The 16,618-nt window shown below is 69.2% G+C and carries 13 protein-coding genes and 2 pseudogenes; 7 read left to right on the top strand and 8 right to left on the bottom strand.

The annotated features are described in order from the left end of the window. Positions 1-6 precede the first annotated feature (6 nt). From OG241_RS00135 to OG241_RS00110, 6 genes are all read right to left on the bottom strand, one after another. On the bottom strand, positions 7-1,080 hold the full coding sequence (locus tag OG241_RS00135; RefSeq protein WP_405812632.1) for an ATP/GTP-binding protein: 1,074 nt from the start codon (positions 1,078-1,080) through the stop codon (positions 7-9). Next, positions 1,080-3,455, bottom strand: coding sequence for a Mu transposase C-terminal domain-containing protein (locus OG241_RS00130; RefSeq protein WP_405812630.1), 2,376 nt, complete (start codon positions 3,453-3,455; stop codon positions 1,080-1,082). The genes OG241_RS00135 and OG241_RS00130 overlap by 1 nt, the downstream gene beginning before the upstream one ends. After that, complete coding sequence (locus tag OG241_RS00125; protein WP_405812628.1) at positions 3,452-4,159, bottom strand: hypothetical protein; 708 nt, start codon at positions 4,157-4,159, stop codon at positions 3,452-3,454. Before OG241_RS00125 ends, OG241_RS00130 begins: the two co-directional genes overlap by 4 nt. Positions 4,160-4,444: 285 nt before the next feature. Continuing rightward, positions 4,445-5,056, bottom strand: coding sequence for a hypothetical protein (locus OG241_RS00120; protein WP_405812626.1), 612 nt, complete (start codon positions 5,054-5,056; stop codon positions 4,445-4,447). Beyond that, positions 5,053-6,930 carry a DEAD/DEAH box helicase family protein gene (locus OG241_RS00115; protein WP_405812624.1) on the bottom strand — a complete coding sequence of 626 codons (1,878 nt, stop codon included), beginning with the start codon at positions 6,928-6,930 and terminating at the stop codon, positions 5,053-5,055. Before OG241_RS00115 ends, OG241_RS00120 begins: the two co-directional genes overlap by 4 nt. Positions 6,931-7,155: 225 nt before the next feature. Next, complete coding sequence (locus OG241_RS00110; protein ID WP_405812623.1) at positions 7,156-8,178, bottom strand: TniQ family protein; 1,023 nt, start codon at positions 8,176-8,178, stop codon at positions 7,156-7,158. Between the two features lie 271 nt (positions 8,179-8,449). Between OG241_RS00110 and OG241_RS00105 the strand changes: the two genes are divergently transcribed. Continuing rightward, the gene (locus tag OG241_RS00105) at positions 8,450-10,798 is read left to right on the top strand and encodes a Helicase associated domain protein (RefSeq protein ID WP_405812621.1); all 2,349 of its coding nucleotides are present in this window, start codon (positions 8,450-8,452) and stop codon (positions 10,796-10,798) included. Between the two features lie 33 nt (positions 10,799-10,831). On the opposite strand, the gene OG241_RS00100 is transcribed toward OG241_RS00105, so the two are convergent. Then, entirely contained in the window at positions 10,832-11,449 is a 618-nt protein-coding gene (locus OG241_RS00100) for a hypothetical protein (protein ID WP_405812619.1), read from the bottom strand. A gap of 443 nt (positions 11,450-11,892) precedes the next feature. On the opposite strand from OG241_RS00100, the pseudogene OG241_RS00095 reads away from it, so the two are divergent. Together OG241_RS00095 and OG241_RS00090 are read left to right on the top strand one after the other, a co-directional pair. Beyond that, positions 11,893-11,946 (top strand): annotated as a pseudogene (locus OG241_RS00095) (hypothetical protein); the annotation flags it as partial. Between the two features lie 235 nt (positions 11,947-12,181). Next, entirely contained in the window at positions 12,182-12,382 is a 201-nt protein-coding gene (locus OG241_RS00090) for a hypothetical protein (RefSeq protein WP_405812618.1), read from the top strand. Positions 12,383-12,511: 129 nt separating this feature from the next. On the opposite strand, the gene OG241_RS00085 is transcribed toward OG241_RS00090, so the two are convergent. After that, on the bottom strand, positions 12,512-13,528 hold the full coding sequence (locus tag OG241_RS00085) for a hypothetical protein (protein ID WP_405812616.1): 1,017 nt from the start codon (positions 13,526-13,528) through the stop codon (positions 12,512-12,514). Between the two features lie 182 nt (positions 13,529-13,710). On the opposite strand from OG241_RS00085, the gene OG241_RS00080 reads away from it, so the two are divergent. From OG241_RS00080 to OG241_RS00065, 4 genes and pseudogenes are all read left to right on the top strand, one after another. After that, positions 13,711-13,974, top strand: coding sequence for a helix-turn-helix transcriptional regulator (locus OG241_RS00080; protein WP_334661510.1), 264 nt, complete (start codon positions 13,711-13,713; stop codon positions 13,972-13,974). Positions 13,975-14,146: 172 nt separating this feature from the next. Continuing rightward, a complete protein-coding gene (locus tag OG241_RS00075) occupies positions 14,147-15,004 on the top strand; it encodes a DUF6083 domain-containing protein (RefSeq protein WP_405812613.1) in 858 nt (285 codons plus the stop codon). After that, a complete protein-coding gene (locus tag OG241_RS00070; RefSeq protein ID WP_405812611.1) occupies positions 15,001-15,483 on the top strand; it encodes a hypothetical protein in 483 nt (160 codons plus the stop codon). The genes OG241_RS00075 and OG241_RS00070 overlap by 4 nt, the downstream gene beginning before the upstream one ends. Further along, positions 15,480-16,466, top strand: a pseudogene (locus OG241_RS00065) (UvrD-helicase domain-containing protein); the annotation flags it as partial. The gene OG241_RS00070 and the pseudogene OG241_RS00065, both read left to right, overlap by 4 nt. Between the last annotated feature and the right edge of the window lie 152 nt (positions 16,467-16,618).

Here is a 16,618-nt window from a genome sequence, read left to right as displayed (position 1 = left end):
GATTCCCTAATCCCAGTCGTTGCCGGGGTCGTGGCGGCCGACGATCATGTTGTTGAGGGCTTCTTCGGTAATGGCTTCTGTTCCGTATTCGATGGCTTCCTGGGCGGTCTGGCAGATGAGTTGGTCGAGGGTGTCCATGTAGCCGCCGGTGCGTGCGTGGAGTTCTTCCTCGAGGTCCAGCAGCGCGCCGGGCCTGTGGTTGTAGAGCCGGAGGTTGTCGTCGTAGCGCTGCACCACGCCCCGCCATCCCCCTTCCTGCCCTGCATGCAGGGGGATGGGGTTGATCCGCATGACGGGCAGACTGCTGTTGAACTGCTCGGAGGTGCGGGGGCGTTCGCTGCGGCGGCGGTTGTGCAGGCCTTCGTTGACGATGTCGGTGGCGCCGCGACCGCTGTAGACGACGGAGACGCGCAGGCGGCCCTGGAGGCAGTCGAAGTAGTCGAAGGCGGTGGCCAGGTCGCTGTCGTGGATGCGGTCGACGCCGTCGATGAGGATCAGGGAGGTACGGCTTTCCCACATGGCGTGCACGACCGGTTCGGTCATGTCGGTGCTGCGGTAGGTCCGCTTGTCGATGTTGATGGTGTGGTCCATGCCGAAGAAGTCCGCGAAGGGCAGGGACCAGTCCATGTTGCTTTCATGGCGTGGCGGGACGTTGATGTAGACGACGGGGGTCCACTCACTGTCCGGCCGACGTTCGGTCTCCAGCACTCCCTGGTAGGCGCGTCCGATCTGGAGCAGCAGCGTGGTCTTGCCGGCACATCCGTCGATGATCATGCTCATGCGTTTGCCGGTGGGGCGGAACCTGTTGGTGCGCAGGGTGCGCCGCGCGTCCTTCAGCCCCTGGGTCACGTCGGGGGTGCTGACGGCGATCATCTCCCCGTGGTAGATCATCCGCGGATCGGTGTCGGTGACCTTCGTGCCCTGGGGGGCGCAGTCCTGCAAATCCGGGGGTTTGAGAGTGCGGTGCACGAAGTCCATGAACCCCTCCCGCACCGTGAGCAGTTCGGGATCCATCGGCGCCCACCGTGCAGCGAGAGCTGCGGAGGCGGCTGATTTCGGGGCGGTGCGCGCAGTGTCCATCACGTCTCCTGGGGGTCTTGGCTGGGCGGTGGCGAGTCCTGGCCGGGCCACGGCGCAGGCGGCTCGGACGGATCCGGGGCCAGTTCCCGGAAAATGTCGCCGGCTGATCCGCCCAGGCTGTGCCCTCCCGCAGGGGCGGGACGACGCCGCGGCGGCCGCGCCTGGACCGGCGACGCAGGCGGGGCGGCAGGTTCGGGCGCAGCGGGCGGCAGCGCGGCGCGTCTGCCGGGGAAGAGGTCCTTGGCATCGACGTTGAGAGACGGTGCGGGCGTGACGCTGCCGGGTTCGGCCCGGGTGATCCCCGCGTACGGGTTGACCGGTGTTTCGGCGATCTCCAGGGGCTGCGGAACGAACGCGGCCACCGGCTTGGCGGAGGGGGAGGGGCCGCGCCGTGCGCGGGCCAGGAGATCGTCCACGGCCCGGGCGATTTCTTCCTCGCTGCCTTCCCTGCCGGTGAGGCCGGCGACGAGGTCGGCGGCCTTCTCCCACAGGTACTGGGTCCAGGAGTCGTAGATCAGGTGCTGGTACTTGAAGTCGAAGGGCACCCACGGACTGCGGGTGGGGTCCTTCTCGACCGTGTGGTCGTACAGCCACACCCGGCTGGGCTCGTAGGGGTTGTAGTGGACCGACCAGCTTTGGCCCTGTCCCTTGATGCCGGTGTGGCGGTTCTTGAACTCCCGGATGCGGTGGCTGACATACGTACGGTTGTCGATCTTGATGCCGTCACGGGTGACGGTCCGTTTCACATGGAGGAGCAGCTTGCGGCTCTCATCCGGTGTGACCGGCCGCGGCACGCCGCCTTCCACGGCCACCGCCGCCGCATACATCTGGTTCGGCGTGAGCACCAGAGAGGGAAGGAAGGGGGAGCGCAGTCCTTCGTGCGGCCGCCGCTGCCACTCGGTGACCACCCACTCGTGCCACAGGTCCTGCAGCTTGTTCAGCGTCCACAGGCGTTCCTTTTCGACGTCCTTGCCGCGTGTGGCCAGTGTGTTGCCGGTGTAGCCGGCGACGAACTGGGAGAACATGCTCTTGACCGAGGCATTGGTACGTTCGATGACCGCCTTGTCGGTGGGCGTGCGCTCCCGGGCGGACTCCACCTCGATGCCCAGCATGCTGCACACGTCTCTAAAGTGCCGGGCCTTGAAGATCTTGGCGTTGTCGACGACCACCGTCTTCGGGCGGATGACCGGCCGGGCCGCGGCGCCGGCCATCCGCGGATCGCCGGCCAGCATCTGCGCGTAGGGCAGGTCCGAGTTGGCGGCCAGGGCCTGCGGCGACCAGCCGGGGCGCACGGCGAGCGGCGCCATCGCCTGGCCCAGCAGCAACGCGGCATCCAGCGACTTGGTGCCGCGGCCGCCGCGGCGTCGGCTGCCCGGCCCCTTCTTGCGTCCCGAAGACTTGGGAACGATCATTCCGGCGATGAAGCTGCGGCACAGGATGTCGAAGGCATAGGTCAACTCCACTGCCACGGGACGCCCGTCGTCGCCGAGCGCCAGGACGTCCAGCCCGGTGCCGTCGATCTCCACGCGTTCGCCCAACAACGACACCGGCGCCCGATGGTAGGGAGGCTCGGGAGGGGCGGTGGCATCCTCGCCCTGCCCGGGCGCGGCCTCCAGCGACTCCTTCGAGATCCCCAGCCGCTTGAGCAGGTCGTAGAAGGTGGTGCGCGCCGGCATCAGGGCGCGGTACTCATCCGGGTACGCGCGGCGCAGCGCCGCGCGCACTCGTTTGTACAGCCGGGAGAAGGTGCCCGCCGACGCGCCGCCCTGGGCTTTGTCCTCCTGGCGGATCAGCTTCACCACACGCTCGTCGACGTTTCCGTAGACGGTGCCGGTGCGCAGCCACCGCTTGTCGACCAGACCGAGCAGCCCGTGTGCTTCGTAGGCCAGGCATTTGCGCTGCACGGTGGCGACCGACCCGGTGAGACCGGCCGCCTGCAGTTCGGTAGCCTTCAGGGCGTAGCGGGCGGTGCGGGTGGTGGTCGCGGGATCATAGCCGTGCCGCGGAGTGAAGGCGCCGTCCCGGGCGCCGACAGGACGGCCGGTCAGCACCTCACGGACGTGCTTCTCCCATTGGCGCGCCTCCTTGAGCTGGTCCTCCTCCAGGCGGTCCAGCACGGACAGGTCCGGCACCGCTTCCGGCTCCTGTGGCGTCCCGTCGGCCTTCAGCACGGCGAAGTCCGGGGTGGACACCAGGACGCAGACCAGCACCAGCGCGTCCTGGCCGGCGTCGTCCATCGCCGCCAGGTGCACGGTGGCGCCCTGCAGGGCGCCCACCAGATAGCGGTCGGCCTTCCACCGGACCGTCATCCCCGGCCGCAGCGTCCCTGCAGGCTCGTCCGGGGCATCGACCGGCAGGGCAAGCACGGCGCTCATGCTGCCGCTCCGGCCGCCCACACCAGGCTGTCGGGGGTCAGGGGCTCATCCCAGTGCGTCGTCAGGTCGTACGTCCACAGCAAGTGCCAGCTGCGCGCGCGGCCCTGTCCCGGGGGAAGATCCACAGCGTCGGCGCCCTCGCCCAGGGGCAGGGGCCGGGCGAATGTCTCCAGCAAGACCGTCTTGGACCTCTCGTCGGCGAACTCGTCGTGACGGAACTGCGAGACGATGTACACATTGCGGCGCAGCTGGCCGCCCGGGGCGCGGGCGACATCCACCTGCCATCCCGCCTCCTCGGCAACTGCCCGGGCCACCGACCATTCCTGATCGTCCGGCTCCCTCCCGGCGGGGGAGTGAAGATACAACATCTGCTGCCCCTCGGCGGTGCGTGCCATGAACGCCGGGTTCACCACTCCCGCACGCTCACCCTCCCGCCACTCGACCTGCAGCGACGGCGCAGCCAGGCAGACGATGCGCGGATCGCGGTCGAGGAACATGGCCGCGTACGCATGCTCCTGCGACCTGCAGCTGACGCCCTTCTTGGTGGTCGACGACCACCACTGCCGCACCTTCGACTTCCGCCCCCGGTAAGCGCGCTGCTCGTGCAGCACCGGCCACTCCTCCACCGGAAGCCCGTGCACTGCCCGCGGCGTACTGACGCACTCGCGGCCCAAGTCGTCGCGGTAGCGCACCTGTAAGTCCACGAGCTGCTCCTCTCGTGCCGCGGCCGCTGTGCTGCGCGGCAGACGTTCAACAGGATCCGGGTCCCGCCCACTCCCGTAGGACCCAGCTGCTGGAGTTCACCCGAAAGGATTCAGGTGGGCTTGCGGTCTTGACGATGTCCCCTGGTGCGGATGCGCTCCGTGTGCCTGTTCAGCCGGACGATGCCTACGTGTGTGTCCGCCATGTGCCGTCGGTGCATCGTGCGGCAACCCGTGACTTCGCAGGCCGGCGCGTGGGAGCAGGAGCAGGCCGAGCCGGCTGCAGCTCTACCCCAGGCGCTGCTCTCGGTTGTCGACCGTCAGGAGCCTTACGAGTTCCGTGAGCTGGTCGGGCTCCAGATGCCGTCGCAGGGCCATCGCGGCGTCCTCCGTGCTGCTGACGGGGATGCTTAGCTTCCGCTGGCGAAAGCCCGCCCTGATCATGGCGGCGTGCGTCGACATGCGTCCCGCGAGGACTTCGGCATGCAGGTCGGGGCGGTTCTTGCGCAGCCGGCGAAGGCCGGCCGCTCTGGAGGTCCCGGACGGAGCGGCCGCCTCAGCAACCTTTTGTATGTCATCCAAGAGGTCTCTCCGTCTGCCCTGCCGCCCCGCGACGGCCTGATCGAGCAGATCGCAGGCGACGGGATCATCGGCAACGATCTTCCGGATCAGTTCCATGGTCGCCCCGAGGCCTTCGGTGGGCGGTGCCGCCACGAAGTCGACGAACCGCTCGTGCTCAACCAGCCTGCCCAACGGGGTGATGAAAGCCCGCCACGCTTCTTCCTCCACGACCCGCCGAAGCAGCACCGGAAGATCCGTCAGGCCATTGCCCGTGGAACGGATGCCGCTGCCCAGAGCCTGCACCAGGACGGCATTGGCCTTCGGCGAGCGCGGGGTCACGTGTTCTCAATCCACCGGTCGAGGATGACGAGCCGCTGGCTGAGGGTCTCGAGGGTGGCCTGATCGATCGATCGCTCGCTGAATGACCGGTTGAGTTCGTTATGGAGGTGGCTGTGAGGCTTGCGCGTCATCCGGCTGAGCCGGCCGACCTTGCGCTTGATCAGGTCCCGGACTTCCTTCTTGCGTTGCGACATCGTCAGCTCGACCTCGGGCTCCGGCGCCACGCCGGGTTTCGCCGAGGTCCCGGTGAGCCGCAGAAGCCGTGCGATGGCCGATGGCTCGGTCCCCGGCGGCAGACCCGCCTGTTGCCCAAGACGTCGCGCGTGCAGCAGTTCCGCTTCCTCGAACGCGTCGCCGCTGCTGATCGTGAAAGCGTGGGCGGCCGTCGACGACCCGATCACCTCCGGCGTCCTGGGCAGCGCCCGGTCCGTCCCCTCGCCTTCCGCAGTGGAACGGCGGACCCGGCTCTCCTCGTCCGCGAGAACAGCATCCACCGTGCGCTCGATCGCGGCCGCGTACCCGAGGAGCTGGGTGATGGAGGGAATGAAGACGCGGGCGCACATGTCGTCTTCGTCGCCCTGCTTGCGCACACAGCGGCCGACGACCTGGCGGAAGAACATCTCTGTACGGATGCGGGTGGCGTAGACGATCACTCCGATGCGGGGGATGTCGACGCCTTCGGACACCATCTGCACGGCAACCAGCCAGCGGGAATCACCGGCGCCGTAGCGCTCGATGACTTTGGAGGCAGCAGGATCATCCGATACCGCAACATCCACCTGATCGCCCGTCTGGCGACGGAGAATCTCGGCGTAGGCATGGGCCGAGGCCTGGTCCGTCGCGACGACCAGGCCGCCGCAGTCCGGTTTGTCCATGCGTATGAGCTCCAGTTCCTCGTGCGCCCGCAGCAGCACCGAGGGGATCCAGTCGTGCGTCGGATCGAGAGCGGCCTTCAGCGCTGCGGCCAGAGTGGTCGGATCCGTCTCCGACAGCTTCTGCGCCATGGGGTGTTGCGAGGCGAACCGCCATCGGGCCTCACCGTCCATGGCGGGAAAGGCGACCGGGCGGACGACCTCCTGGTCCTGCAAGGCCATGCCGTAGTCGTAGTTGACGTCGGGCACGACACGCCGGGCGGCGTCGTAGTTGAGGAAGGGGATGGGCTTGCTGTCACTGCGGAAAGGCGTTCCGGACAGCGACAGGCGGCGGTAAGCCTCACCGAATGCCTCGGCGAGCGCGGCACCCCAGGCGAGGTGCTCGGAGTCTCCTGCGTGGTGGACTTCATCCAGGATGACGAGCGTGGGCCTGCGACGGTCGCAGGCGAGCTTCTTCCACAGCAGAGGGCTCGCGGCGACTGACTGATAAGTGGCAACGACACCGTCGAAGTCCCGTGCGACCTGCTGGTTCCGGTTGACGAAATCGGAGTCGAGCTTGATGCCCTCCCTGTTGGCCGCCTTGGCCCACTGCCCGCGCAGGTGAGCGGTCGGAACGATGACGATGATGTTGGAGATTTCGCTCCTGTCGATCATCGCCCTGGCCGCCTGGAGGGCAAAGGTCGTTTTGCCGGCCCCGGGGGTCGCAACCGCCAGGAAGTCCCCCCGCGCGCCGAGGAATTTACGGAGGCCGTCTTCCTGCCACCTGCGAAGTCTCATGTAGGTCGTGCCTTTCTGAAGGTTGCAGCAGGGGCAGAGGGCCTGCCCGTTGACGACGTCGGTGGGGCCGCCGACGGAATAGGGCTCGATGTGATCTCCGTGCCAGCCGGGCTGGAGCGGCGTATCGCAGCGCTGGCAGATGCCATCCGCGGCCAGGTACAGGGCAGTGCGCTCGGCTCCGTTGAAGCGCCGCCTGGAGACTGGGAAAGGGATTCTTTCGGCCACCGAACGTCCCGTCGTCTGGGGCCGTCTTTGGCCAGGAGGTAACCGGATATTCACTATTCTGACGGAAAGTTATTCATTGATCGAGCGAAAAATGACAAAGTCACAATTCGCTTTCCGGTACGACTACTTATCGGTACTGGATATTCTGTTCGAATTTGCGGAGTTTTTTGGGAGTTGACGGCTGGCAGCCCCGCTCGTCGGGGGAGACGTATGCGGCGCGGACGACTACAGGAACAGCCGGTCCATCGAGTTGGGCATGCGTACCCACGGCAGGCATGTCAGCTCCTCCACCGGCGCCAAAGGGGAGGGCAGGGCGTGACCTGTCACCCTTTGTGCCTCCGCGCGTGAGGGCACTTCCTCACCGGAGAGCTGTGGAATTCCCTGCTTGAGAGGCCGGTGCTGGTGGTGCCAGAGGGTCAGCGGCTCGATAAACCGGTAGCCGTGCCGAAGCGCTGTCCGCGGCAGCCAGTCCTGGTATTCGGTCTTGTCCAGTACGCCGTTCAGGCGGCGCACCTCGAGCCAGGCCAGATCCCGGGTCAGCAGCGACAATCGGCTGAATTGCGCCAGCGGCCGCACCCGCTGTTCGCCCAGCTTCGCCGCGAGAACAGCCCACTCCTCCGTCTGTGCCGGGTCCTCGAGATACCCGGAGCGGACGAGGACGGAACAGGCGTCCGCGAACACCCACCGCCCGGCAGGTCCCAGGCGTTTGCGCATCCGGTTCAGGCGCTGCTGCGCGCGGACGACCTCCGCGAGCTCGCTGAGATCGACGTAGGGGTGCCTGGTGCTGCGGGAGTTGTCCGTCCAGCGCTGATGGCGCAGGCATACCTGCCAGGGGTCGGGCAGGATCAGCCAGGCAGGCGAGCGGGTGCCGCGGCGCGCCGCACACAGGGAGCAGGCCTGCACGATGTAGCCGGCCCGCGCATCCCAGGGCCACTCCCAGTCGTCCTTGGCGTCCTTGGGCATGAGGAATTCGTCACGCAGGCCGACCAGACGCTCCTGCATCTCGGCCACGGTGTGGCCGGCCAGCGTGGCCAGCCGCTCGCGCGCGTAGCGGCTGACGTACATCTCGGTGTACTGGGGATCGACCGGCACCGGGCCGGTGCCCATACTCCTCAGCACCTCTTCCCGGGGGCGGTTGTTACGGGCAGCCAGCCGCGTCACGTACGAGCCGGTGGACTCGCCCTGCAAAAACCGCAGCCGCAGGTGCATCCGGCGCCGCCCGAGCCATTCGTCCCGCTTCTGCGCCATGGCGGCGTCCTCCTTCCGGGATGTCTGGCTGCGGCTTCATCTAACTCCCGCCGCCCCTCGGCAGGCAGCTCAGGCCGACGAAACGGTCCGACCTGGCGCGCATCCGGTCCCAGAGTCGACTTCTTACGCACATGTGAAGAAAAGAAAGAGCAGATTCGATCAGTGCCGACCGGAACCTGCAGGAAGAGTGCCACGCTCTTGTACTGCAAACAGGCTGGTGAAGGTGCCCCCGCGGGCACGGAGTTCCGCGACGAGGGAGTCAGCGCGTCACATGTCCGGCCGTGTTCAGCTGCGCCCCCACCAACGAGAAGCCGTCGGCGCGGGCGTTGACGCCCTGAGCGGGACGGGGCACGCGGCCGTGACCATCATCGCCGCCTGCGGCACCGGCAAGACCCTCATCGGCAAGCGCGTCGCCGAGCACTTCGCCGCGCGGGGCCCCGTTCTCGTCCTCGTCCCGACCCTCGAACTCCTGACGCAGACCGCGGCCCGCTGGCTGGCCGACGGTGGCTTCGACCAGCTCATCGGCGTGTGTTCACTGCCCGGCGTCCACGACCGCAGCCTGCGCGGCCACCTGCTGCTCACCGGAGACGCCGGGGTGCTGGCCCGCCGGGTCGCCGAGGGAGGACGCATCGCCGTCTTCGCCACCTACGCCTCCCTGCCCACCATTGCCGAGGCCCACCGTGACCAGCGGCTGCCGCCCTGGGTCTTCGCGCTGGCCGACGAAGCCCACCGCACCAGCGGCGACTGGGACAAACGATGGGCGCTCATCCACGACGACCGCGCCATCCCGGCCGCGCACCGCCTCTACATGACCGCCACGCCCCGCAACTGGCGCACCACATCAAATCCAAAGGCGCGCACCCGGATCGAACGGCTCGCCTCGATGGACGACCCCACCATCTACGGCCCCGTCGTCTACCGCCTGGACCTGGCCGAGGCCATCGCACGCGGCATCCTCGCCGACTACCAGCTCATCGTGCCGGAAGTCCACGACAGCATGCTGCGCGACATCCTCCACGCACCCCTGCCCACCCCGCACCAGGACGGCCTCCGTCTGGCCGCGATGCAGGCAGCCCTGCTGATGTCCATGGCCGAACACGACGTGCGCCGGGTGCTGTCCTTCCACGGCCGGATCGCCGCCGCCCGCGGCTTCGTCGCCTCTCTGCCCGAAACCGCCGACCTGCTCGCGGAGCGCACCGGCATCCGCAACCCCTGGGCGAACGCCCTGTACTGCAACCAGCCGACCTGGCGACGCCAGCAGATCTTCCGTGAGTTCGAGCACTTCTCCGCCCACACCCCGGGCAGCACCGCCGCCAGCCATGACTGCGCCGTGCTCGCCAGCGTCCGTGTACTGAGCGAAGGCGTCGATGCCCCCGACACCGACGGAATCCTGATCGCCGACCCGCGCCGCAGCCCGAGCAACATCGCCCAGAGCATCGGTCGGGCCCTGCGTAAACCTCCCGGCCAGGCCAAGTGCGCCTCCATCTTCATCCCCGTCTACATCGCGCCCGGCCAGTCCACTCAGGAAGCCATGGACTCCTCCTCGTTCTCGGACTTCTGGCGCTTCTTCAACGGCCTTGCCGTCTACGACACCAGGGCGTACCAGCGCTTCGGCTCCCGAGTAAAGGCGCGACCACAGCCCCTTGCACCTCGCCCGCACCGCGCCGACGAGGTCACCCGCACCCTGAAGCTGCGCACCCACAAAGCCCCCAACAACGCCTTCTGGAACGACGGTTTGCAGGCCGCCCAGGCCTTCTGGACCAGCCACGGTCACCTGAACGTCCCCAGCGAACACGTCACCAGCGACGGCCTGGCCCTGGGCCAGTGGATCGGCCAGCAACGCTCTCTGTACGCGGCAGGCGCCCTGCCCGCCGAGCGCATCGCCGCCCTCACCAGCATGGGACTGGCCTGGCCGCATCCCCCCGAAAGTTTCGAACACCACCTGGCCCGGATCACCGCCTGTGCCGCCCGCCACGGCACCCTCGCCCTGGGCAAGAACGCCCACGGCGGCGACCGCCGCCTGGCCGCCTGGCTGGAGACCATGCGCTGCCGTGCCGACACCGGCCAGCTCGCCCCCGCCCGCATCGCCTCCCTCAACGCCATCGACCCGTTTTGGAACCCGCCCTGGAGCCTGCGCTGGCAGTACACCTACACGCAGATCAGACGCCGCCTGACCACCAGCACCTGGCGGTGCACCTACCACCGCCACGCCAGCCGTGACTCCGCCTGGGACAGTTGGCTGGACCGGCAGATCACCCACTCCGACCTGCTCGATTCCCAGCAAAAACACCTCCTGGCCGCCCTGGCGCGCGCCTGCCCTGACGCCCACCCCCACAGCATGCTGCTGACCCGTCCCATCAGCCTCCGCGAGCGCGCCTTCAACCGCGGCCTGCGCGCGGCACGCCAGTACCACCAGCGCTACGGGCACCTCGACATGCCCAAGGACCACACCGAAGAGATCCTCGGCGACCAGGTCCACCTGGGTGCCTGGCTGGCCCGACGGCGCAGGGACAGCGCCCAGATGACGCCCCGCCAGCAAGCCGGCCTGGAGGCTCTCGGCTTCGAGACGATGCCGGTCTTCCTGCCGCCCGCACCGCCGCTCCGTGATGCGGCTGCCTGAACCAGCCAGCACGCTTCGCCGGGCGGCCGGACTTTAGCCCGTACCCGTGCCGTCGTTTCCAGCCGGTCCGGCCGCGGAAGGTGTGCCGACCGAGAGGTAGAAGACGCGCGAGCCGCGCTTGGCCCGCCGTACCCGCCCCTGCGCGACCAGCGCCTCCAGCGCGTGACGCATCGCGGGCTCCTTGATCCTCCTGCGGGGGTGCGCCCGGGCCAGTGAGGTGGCGACATCGTTCGACGAGCAGGGCTCGCCACGTCGTTTCAGCTCACCGGTCACCAGATCCCGCAGCGTCGGCGCCTTCTTCGCGGGCTCCGGTGATTCTTCTGCTGCCACGGCCGCCTGGCCAGAACCAGCAGCGGCACTGCCGTCCGTGTGCGGCACGCCGTCGGACACGGGCGGAGCGGCAGGACTGCCGGCGGTCGTGGCAGCACCGTCTGCGCCCGCCTCCGGGCAGGCGGTGGCGGAGTGATCCGAAAGGGCCTCCCGCAGGCTCAGCAGCAGCGCGTGATTGCCCTCCAGGGTGTGCAGTTGATCCTGCAGCGCGGTGATCTCCGCACGGACGCGCTCGCGATCCTTCTCGACGAGCTCCAGGTCGGCATCGATCTTGGCCGTGTAGCCCGTTCTGAGAGTGAGAAGATCCGAGACCGCTTCCACTATGACGTCCAGCCTCCCGCAGAAGTACGAACTCTGGGGGACGCTAGCGCCCGCACCGCCATGCTCGGCCGCAAGAACGAATCATGACCGCTCCCTGTCCGAGCGTGCACATACATGATCAGTTACAGCCATTGTCCGACCGGATTCGCACCTTCATGAGCACGCGAGCCATGAGCTGGTGGACTGGTGCCACGTGTGCGGCAGCAGTCGGGACCAGCCTGTCGCGTCTGCGAAGCGGACCGCCCGGATCTTTGCAACCTCGGCCGCCCAGAGGGTACTTGGCCCGCAGCGGAGATACTGCACCGTAGAAAGCGCGGAGTGCCGAGAGAGGGGCGAGCGTGCGGGCCTGCGGGTCGGACGCGGACACCGAAGGCCGACGATGCAGAGGGCTGCGGACCGACGCGGTGCGCAACCGGACCAGGATCCTGGACGCAGCCCAGGAGATGTTCGTGGAGCAGGGGCCGCAAGCACCCCTGGACGAGATCGCACGCCGCGCAGGAGTCGGTAACGCCACCCTCTACCGCCACTTCTCCGGGCGAGAGGCCCTCCTGGCGGACGTACTCGAGCGGGCTGCCACGGCCGGCGCTGATGCGGCTGAGGAAGACGACCCGTTCGCCGCGCTCGGCCGTTTCGTGCAGGCTGCGGCCCGCCAGCGGCTTGCCTCCCTGTGCTGCCTGTCCGCCGAACTCGCCGGTGTGCGCCCGGAACTGGTGCGCCAGAAGGATCCGCCTGGTGCACGCCGCGCAGCTGCTGCTGACCCGTGCGCAGCAGACGGGACAGGTACGCACGGACGTGTCCCTGGAGGAGCTCATGACGGCCGTCACCCAGCTCAGCCGCCCGCTGCCGGGCATCAGCTGGTCGGCCACCGACCAGCTCAGCGCGCGCATCCTGCAGCTGTACCTCGACGGCCTTCTCCTCCCCAACCCGACCTGAACCGGCAGTCCTTTCCCCGGCCCGTCCTCCTGGCGCACCTCCCAACACCGAAAAGTGGCGCCGGGAGCGCTACCACGCAGGGCAGTCCCGACAGTGTGGGCGGAGCGGGACAACAGGCCCGCCGCGAGGTCACCTTCCTGGTGGGGCGCTGCTCGGTGTGCTGTGTTCGGGGAGGCGCCAGGAGATCTCGTCATGCTCCCTGAGGTGCTGCCAGGCGGCCAGGAGACGGCAGCGGACCAACTGGTCGAGGAGATCCTCCACCTGCTGCGGGGACTGACCGCCCAGCCGGGCAAGGACGTCGAGTTCCGCACTTCCGACGCCGTCGGACGTATGGGCTGCCAGGACCAGAGCGGTGAGCTGCACCGCGGGAGACACCCCGCGCGGCGCGACCAGCGGAACAGGGCGCAAGGCCCAGTGCGCCGCGCGGGCGCCGCGACCGGACGTCTGGGTCTGCATGTCCGCATCGAGCAGACGCGCTTCCACGTGAGGACGCAGCGGGAGGGAACAGCGGAGCCACCCGGCATGCTCCAGTTCGCTCCAGAGTTCGGCACGGCCGTGCAGCCGCATGCTGCGCAGAAGACCGTTGGGGAGCCGGACGCGGCCTCGGCCGTCGGCGCGCAGGGCGCATTGCAGGGCCAGCAGCCGGGCGGCGGGGGAGGAGTAGCAGGGCAGCGCCACCCCGAGGTAGGTGAGCATTTCCCGCACGCGCAGCCGCTCGCCCGGTCCGTGCGAGGGCCTGATTACCGGACCGGCCTGCCGCGCGCGTGTAGAGGCGAGCAGGGTGTCGGGTACGACGGCGGTGTTGGTGGTGGCGGCCGCGCAGGCGGCGCATGCATCCGCGAGGCGCCACACGCGGCCGCTGCGGTCGCAGGTCAGCGCCAGGAGCACGGGGCCGGCGCAGCCGCGGTGGCGCGGGTGCCAGGAGCAGCTTCGAGCCCGGCACTGGCAGGTCCGCAAATGCCTGGGCAGCACGTCCCGTCGGGCGTGACGGGCCAGGTGCGTCAGGGCAACGGAGCGGGCCGAGGCGGCCGGTAGTCGGTAGCCGTGCAGCGTGCATTGAGGGCAGCTCAGCAGTGGCCCGCCCGGCTGCGGGTGCAGCCGCACCGTCCAGATGCGCTGCACCGTCTCGTGCGTGGAGAGCCTCATCGGGCTCGCTTTCCTCCGATCTGATCGGTGCCGTCGAACGGGCGTGCCCCAGGCGTCGTCCGGGGCGGGAACAGGGCACGCTGCAGCACTTACTCCAGCACCGCCGAGTGTCACCCCTTCCCTAGCAAATAGTGCAGAGGTCTGCACTGACAGGGCAGGGTCCTGCACCGTCGGATGGTGGAGTGACGATCTTGCCGCCCGATCCCGACCTCCTCGCGTTGCGCGTGACGCTGGCGAGGCTGAGGGGCGAGCGCGGCTGGACCTTCGACGAACTCGCCCGCCGCAGCGGCCTGGCCCGGCGCACCCTCATCGACCTGGAACACGGCCACACCACCGGCAGCGTCACCACCTGGCATGCTCTCGCCCATGCCCTCGACGTCTCCCTCGACGAGCTCCTCGGCTCCCTCTGTGCAGACCACACCCCACCCGGCACGCCGCAACTCTGAACCGCCCGTCAGGCCCCTCCGTCACCCCGGCGCGACATCACCTGAACAGGCGACCCGTCATCGAGCACGCGTTCGCTCAGTCGTGCGGGCGTTCCCCCGGATTGCGCCATCCGTAGGACACTCTGAGGTGCTGTCCCGGTGCAGCGGCGCGTCGTCTGGAAGCTTCACCGCCATGTGCCCCAACTCCGCCTCCGCCTCCTGCCACTGGGACGGCAGCCCGCCCGCCCCCCGGCCCCGACGGCCGCTGCGGGTGGCCGCCACCAGCCCCAGCCGCCTGCTGCGCACCGGTCAGAGCGGCCGCTGCCGCACCTGCGGCAACCACATTGACTTCTACCAGCGCACCGATCGGCGCCCCATCGCCCTGCACCCCGCCGAACTCGCCGTCGCTCACGTCCCCGCTTCCTGCCGCTGGCATCTGAGCTGCGGCATCGCCCACCCGCACGGCGACGGCAGCGCCTGGTGCCGCATCCCGCACGCCGTGCTCTGCCCGAGCCGCACCCCGACTGCCCGCCTGACCACCCACGTCGAGGAGATGCGCCGCCAACTCGGCGTCCGCTCCCGGCGCCTGATCGACTCCGGTGCCTTCGCCCTGTCCACACCACCCGCGCTCAAACGTGAGCCGGCGACCGCCAGCGCCTGGCCCGCCCGTCCCGTCGCGCAGCTGCTGCTGGGCCGCTATCTCGCCGACCGGCCGGTCGAGGACATCCAGTGTGTGGCCCAGACCCGGCACCGCCGCCGCTGCCCGCTGCCCGTCCTCGCCCCCGACGCCCCCAAAGGGGTCTGGGCACTCCTGCCCGCCAGCCCGCAGCGCGGCCAACTCACCCTGCCCGCCGGGCTGATGGCCCTCTACGACCTCAGCCGCCTGCCGTACGGGGAGCAGCTGCGCTGGCGCACCCAGCGCTGCCCCGCCCATGCCGCCGCTCCGAACGCCGCCGACCTTGCCCTGGCCGGATGGCAGGTCTTCGACCCCCTCCTGCACGCAGCACACATCCGCACCCGCCTCCCGCACCGCCCCGGCGGCGAGGCATGACGATGGCGCACCACGCCCTGGAAATCACCCTGACCCGATCCCTCACCGCGGCCGAACTCCATCACGCCGGCCGCACGATGCCGCTCGCCGCCAACTCCGACGCCACCCGGCTCATGACCGTCGTACGCGCCAAAACCCCGGGAAAGGCCCTCACCCGACTGCGCCGCCAGATCGGCACACGGCTGCCCATCGACGTCATCACCACGCACTACCCCGACCGAAGCGGCAAGATCCTCCTCAACGTCGCCTTCCCGCCCGCCGCACACACCGCCCTCGCGGCAGCGGCCGACCGCGCAGCACAGACACCCCAACGCTTCGTGGAACTGGCCCTTCACCGGGCCCTGGCCCAGCACGCCAGCGACGAGGCCGACCGCCTCGACCGGGCCCTGCAGCAACTGCTCGCCCACACCACGCCCGCCCATCTCATCGCGGCCGTCGGGCACGCCCTGAACCGCACTTCCGGAGCCGCGCCGTGCTGAAACCGACCGACGAACAGGCCGCCGCGGCCGACGCCTTCCGCACCGGCGAACACTTGGCCCTGCAGGCCGGTGCGGGCACCGGCAAGACCACCACCTTGGCCCAGCTCGCCCACGCCACCCAGCGCCGCGGCCGCTACCTCGCCTACAACCGGGCCATCGCCCAGGACGCCACTGCGCGCTTCCCCAAGAGCGTCCTGTGCAAGACAGCCCACGCCCTGGCCTACGCTGCCGTCGGCCACCGCTACACCCGCCGCCTGGGCGCCCCCCGCCGTCCCGCCTGGCAGACCGGGCAGGCCCTCGGCATCACCAAAGCCCTCCGCATCGGCGAACGCGACCTCTCCCAAAAGACCCTCTCCTACGTCACTTTGCGCACTGTGGCCCGTTTCTGCCACACCGCAGACACGACGATCACCAGCCACCACATCCCGCACCTTCGCGGCCTGGAAGAGCCCAGCCTGCACGCGCAACTCGCCGCGCACGTCGTCCCGTTCGCCCGCAAAGCCTGGATGGACCTGCAGCATCCCGACGACGGCGCCGTCCGCTTCGATCACGACCACTACCTGAAAATCTGGGCCCTCACCCAGCCGAAAATCGACGCCGACTTCCTGCTCCTCGACGAAGCCCAGGACACCAACCCCGTCGTCGAGCAGATCTTCCTCGCCCAACGCGACCACGCCCAGCTGGTCATGGTCGGCGACTCCGCCCAGGCCATCTACCACTGGCGCGGCGCCAAAGACGTCATGACCGGCTTCGACGGCACCCAGCTCGCCCTGTCCCGGTCCTTCCGCTTCGGCCCCCGCCTCGCCGAAGAAGCCAACCGCTGGCTGCACCTGGCCGACGCTCCCATCCGTCTCACCGGGGCCGACACCGTGCCCACCGAACTCGGCCCCGTCACCCGGCCCGACGCGGTGCTGTGCCGTACCAACGTCGGCGCCATGGCCCAGGTCATGGACCTGCTGTCCGGCGGACACCGGGTCTGTCTGTAAGCACTTCTTTGGGCTCCACTGCACCGAGTTCTTTTGGCTCCATGGGCAGGCTGGTGGGGGCGTGCGGGGAGGGTGTTCGCGCCGCTGTAGCAAGGTGATTTGGCCCCACTTCGATCGGGTGGTTCCGCTGGCCGGGACGGGGGGTCGGC

Source organism: Streptomyces sp. NBC_01390, assembly GCF_045040105.1.
In the GTDB taxonomy this organism is placed as follows: Bacteria; Actinomycetota; Actinomycetes; order Streptomycetales; family Streptomycetaceae; genus Streptomyces.
The sequence above is the reverse complement of the archived record's forward strand: the minus strand, read 5'-3'. Positions and strand labels throughout refer to the sequence as shown.

What these genes read in the sequence shown, in the direction of transcription:
- OG241_RS00075 (WP_405812613.1), top strand. Translation starts at nt 14,147, where the DNA reads ATGTGCCCCAACTCCGCCTCCGCCTCCTGCCACTGGGACGGCAGCCCG.
- OG241_RS00110 (WP_405812623.1), bottom strand. Translation starts at nt 8,178, where the DNA reads ATGGCGCAGAAGCGGGACGAATGGCTCGGGCGGCGCCGGATGCACCTG.
- OG241_RS00085 (WP_405812616.1), bottom strand. Translation starts at nt 13,528, where the DNA reads ATGAGGCTCTCCACGCACGAGACGGTGCAGCGCATCTGGACGGTGCGG.
- OG241_RS00135 (WP_405812632.1), bottom strand. Translation starts at nt 1,080, where the DNA reads ATGGACACTGCGCGCACCGCCCCGAAATCAGCCGCCTCCGCAGCTCTC.
- OG241_RS00105 (WP_405812621.1), top strand. Translation starts at nt 8,450, where the DNA reads ATGTCCGGCCGTGTTCAGCTGCGCCCCCACCAACGAGAAGCCGTCGGC.
- OG241_RS00130 (WP_405812630.1), bottom strand. Translation starts at nt 3,455, where the DNA reads ATGAGCGCCGTGCTTGCCCTGCCGGTCGATGCCCCGGACGAGCCTGCA.
- OG241_RS00070 (WP_405812611.1), top strand. Translation starts at nt 15,001, where the DNA reads ATGACGATGGCGCACCACGCCCTGGAAATCACCCTGACCCGATCCCTC.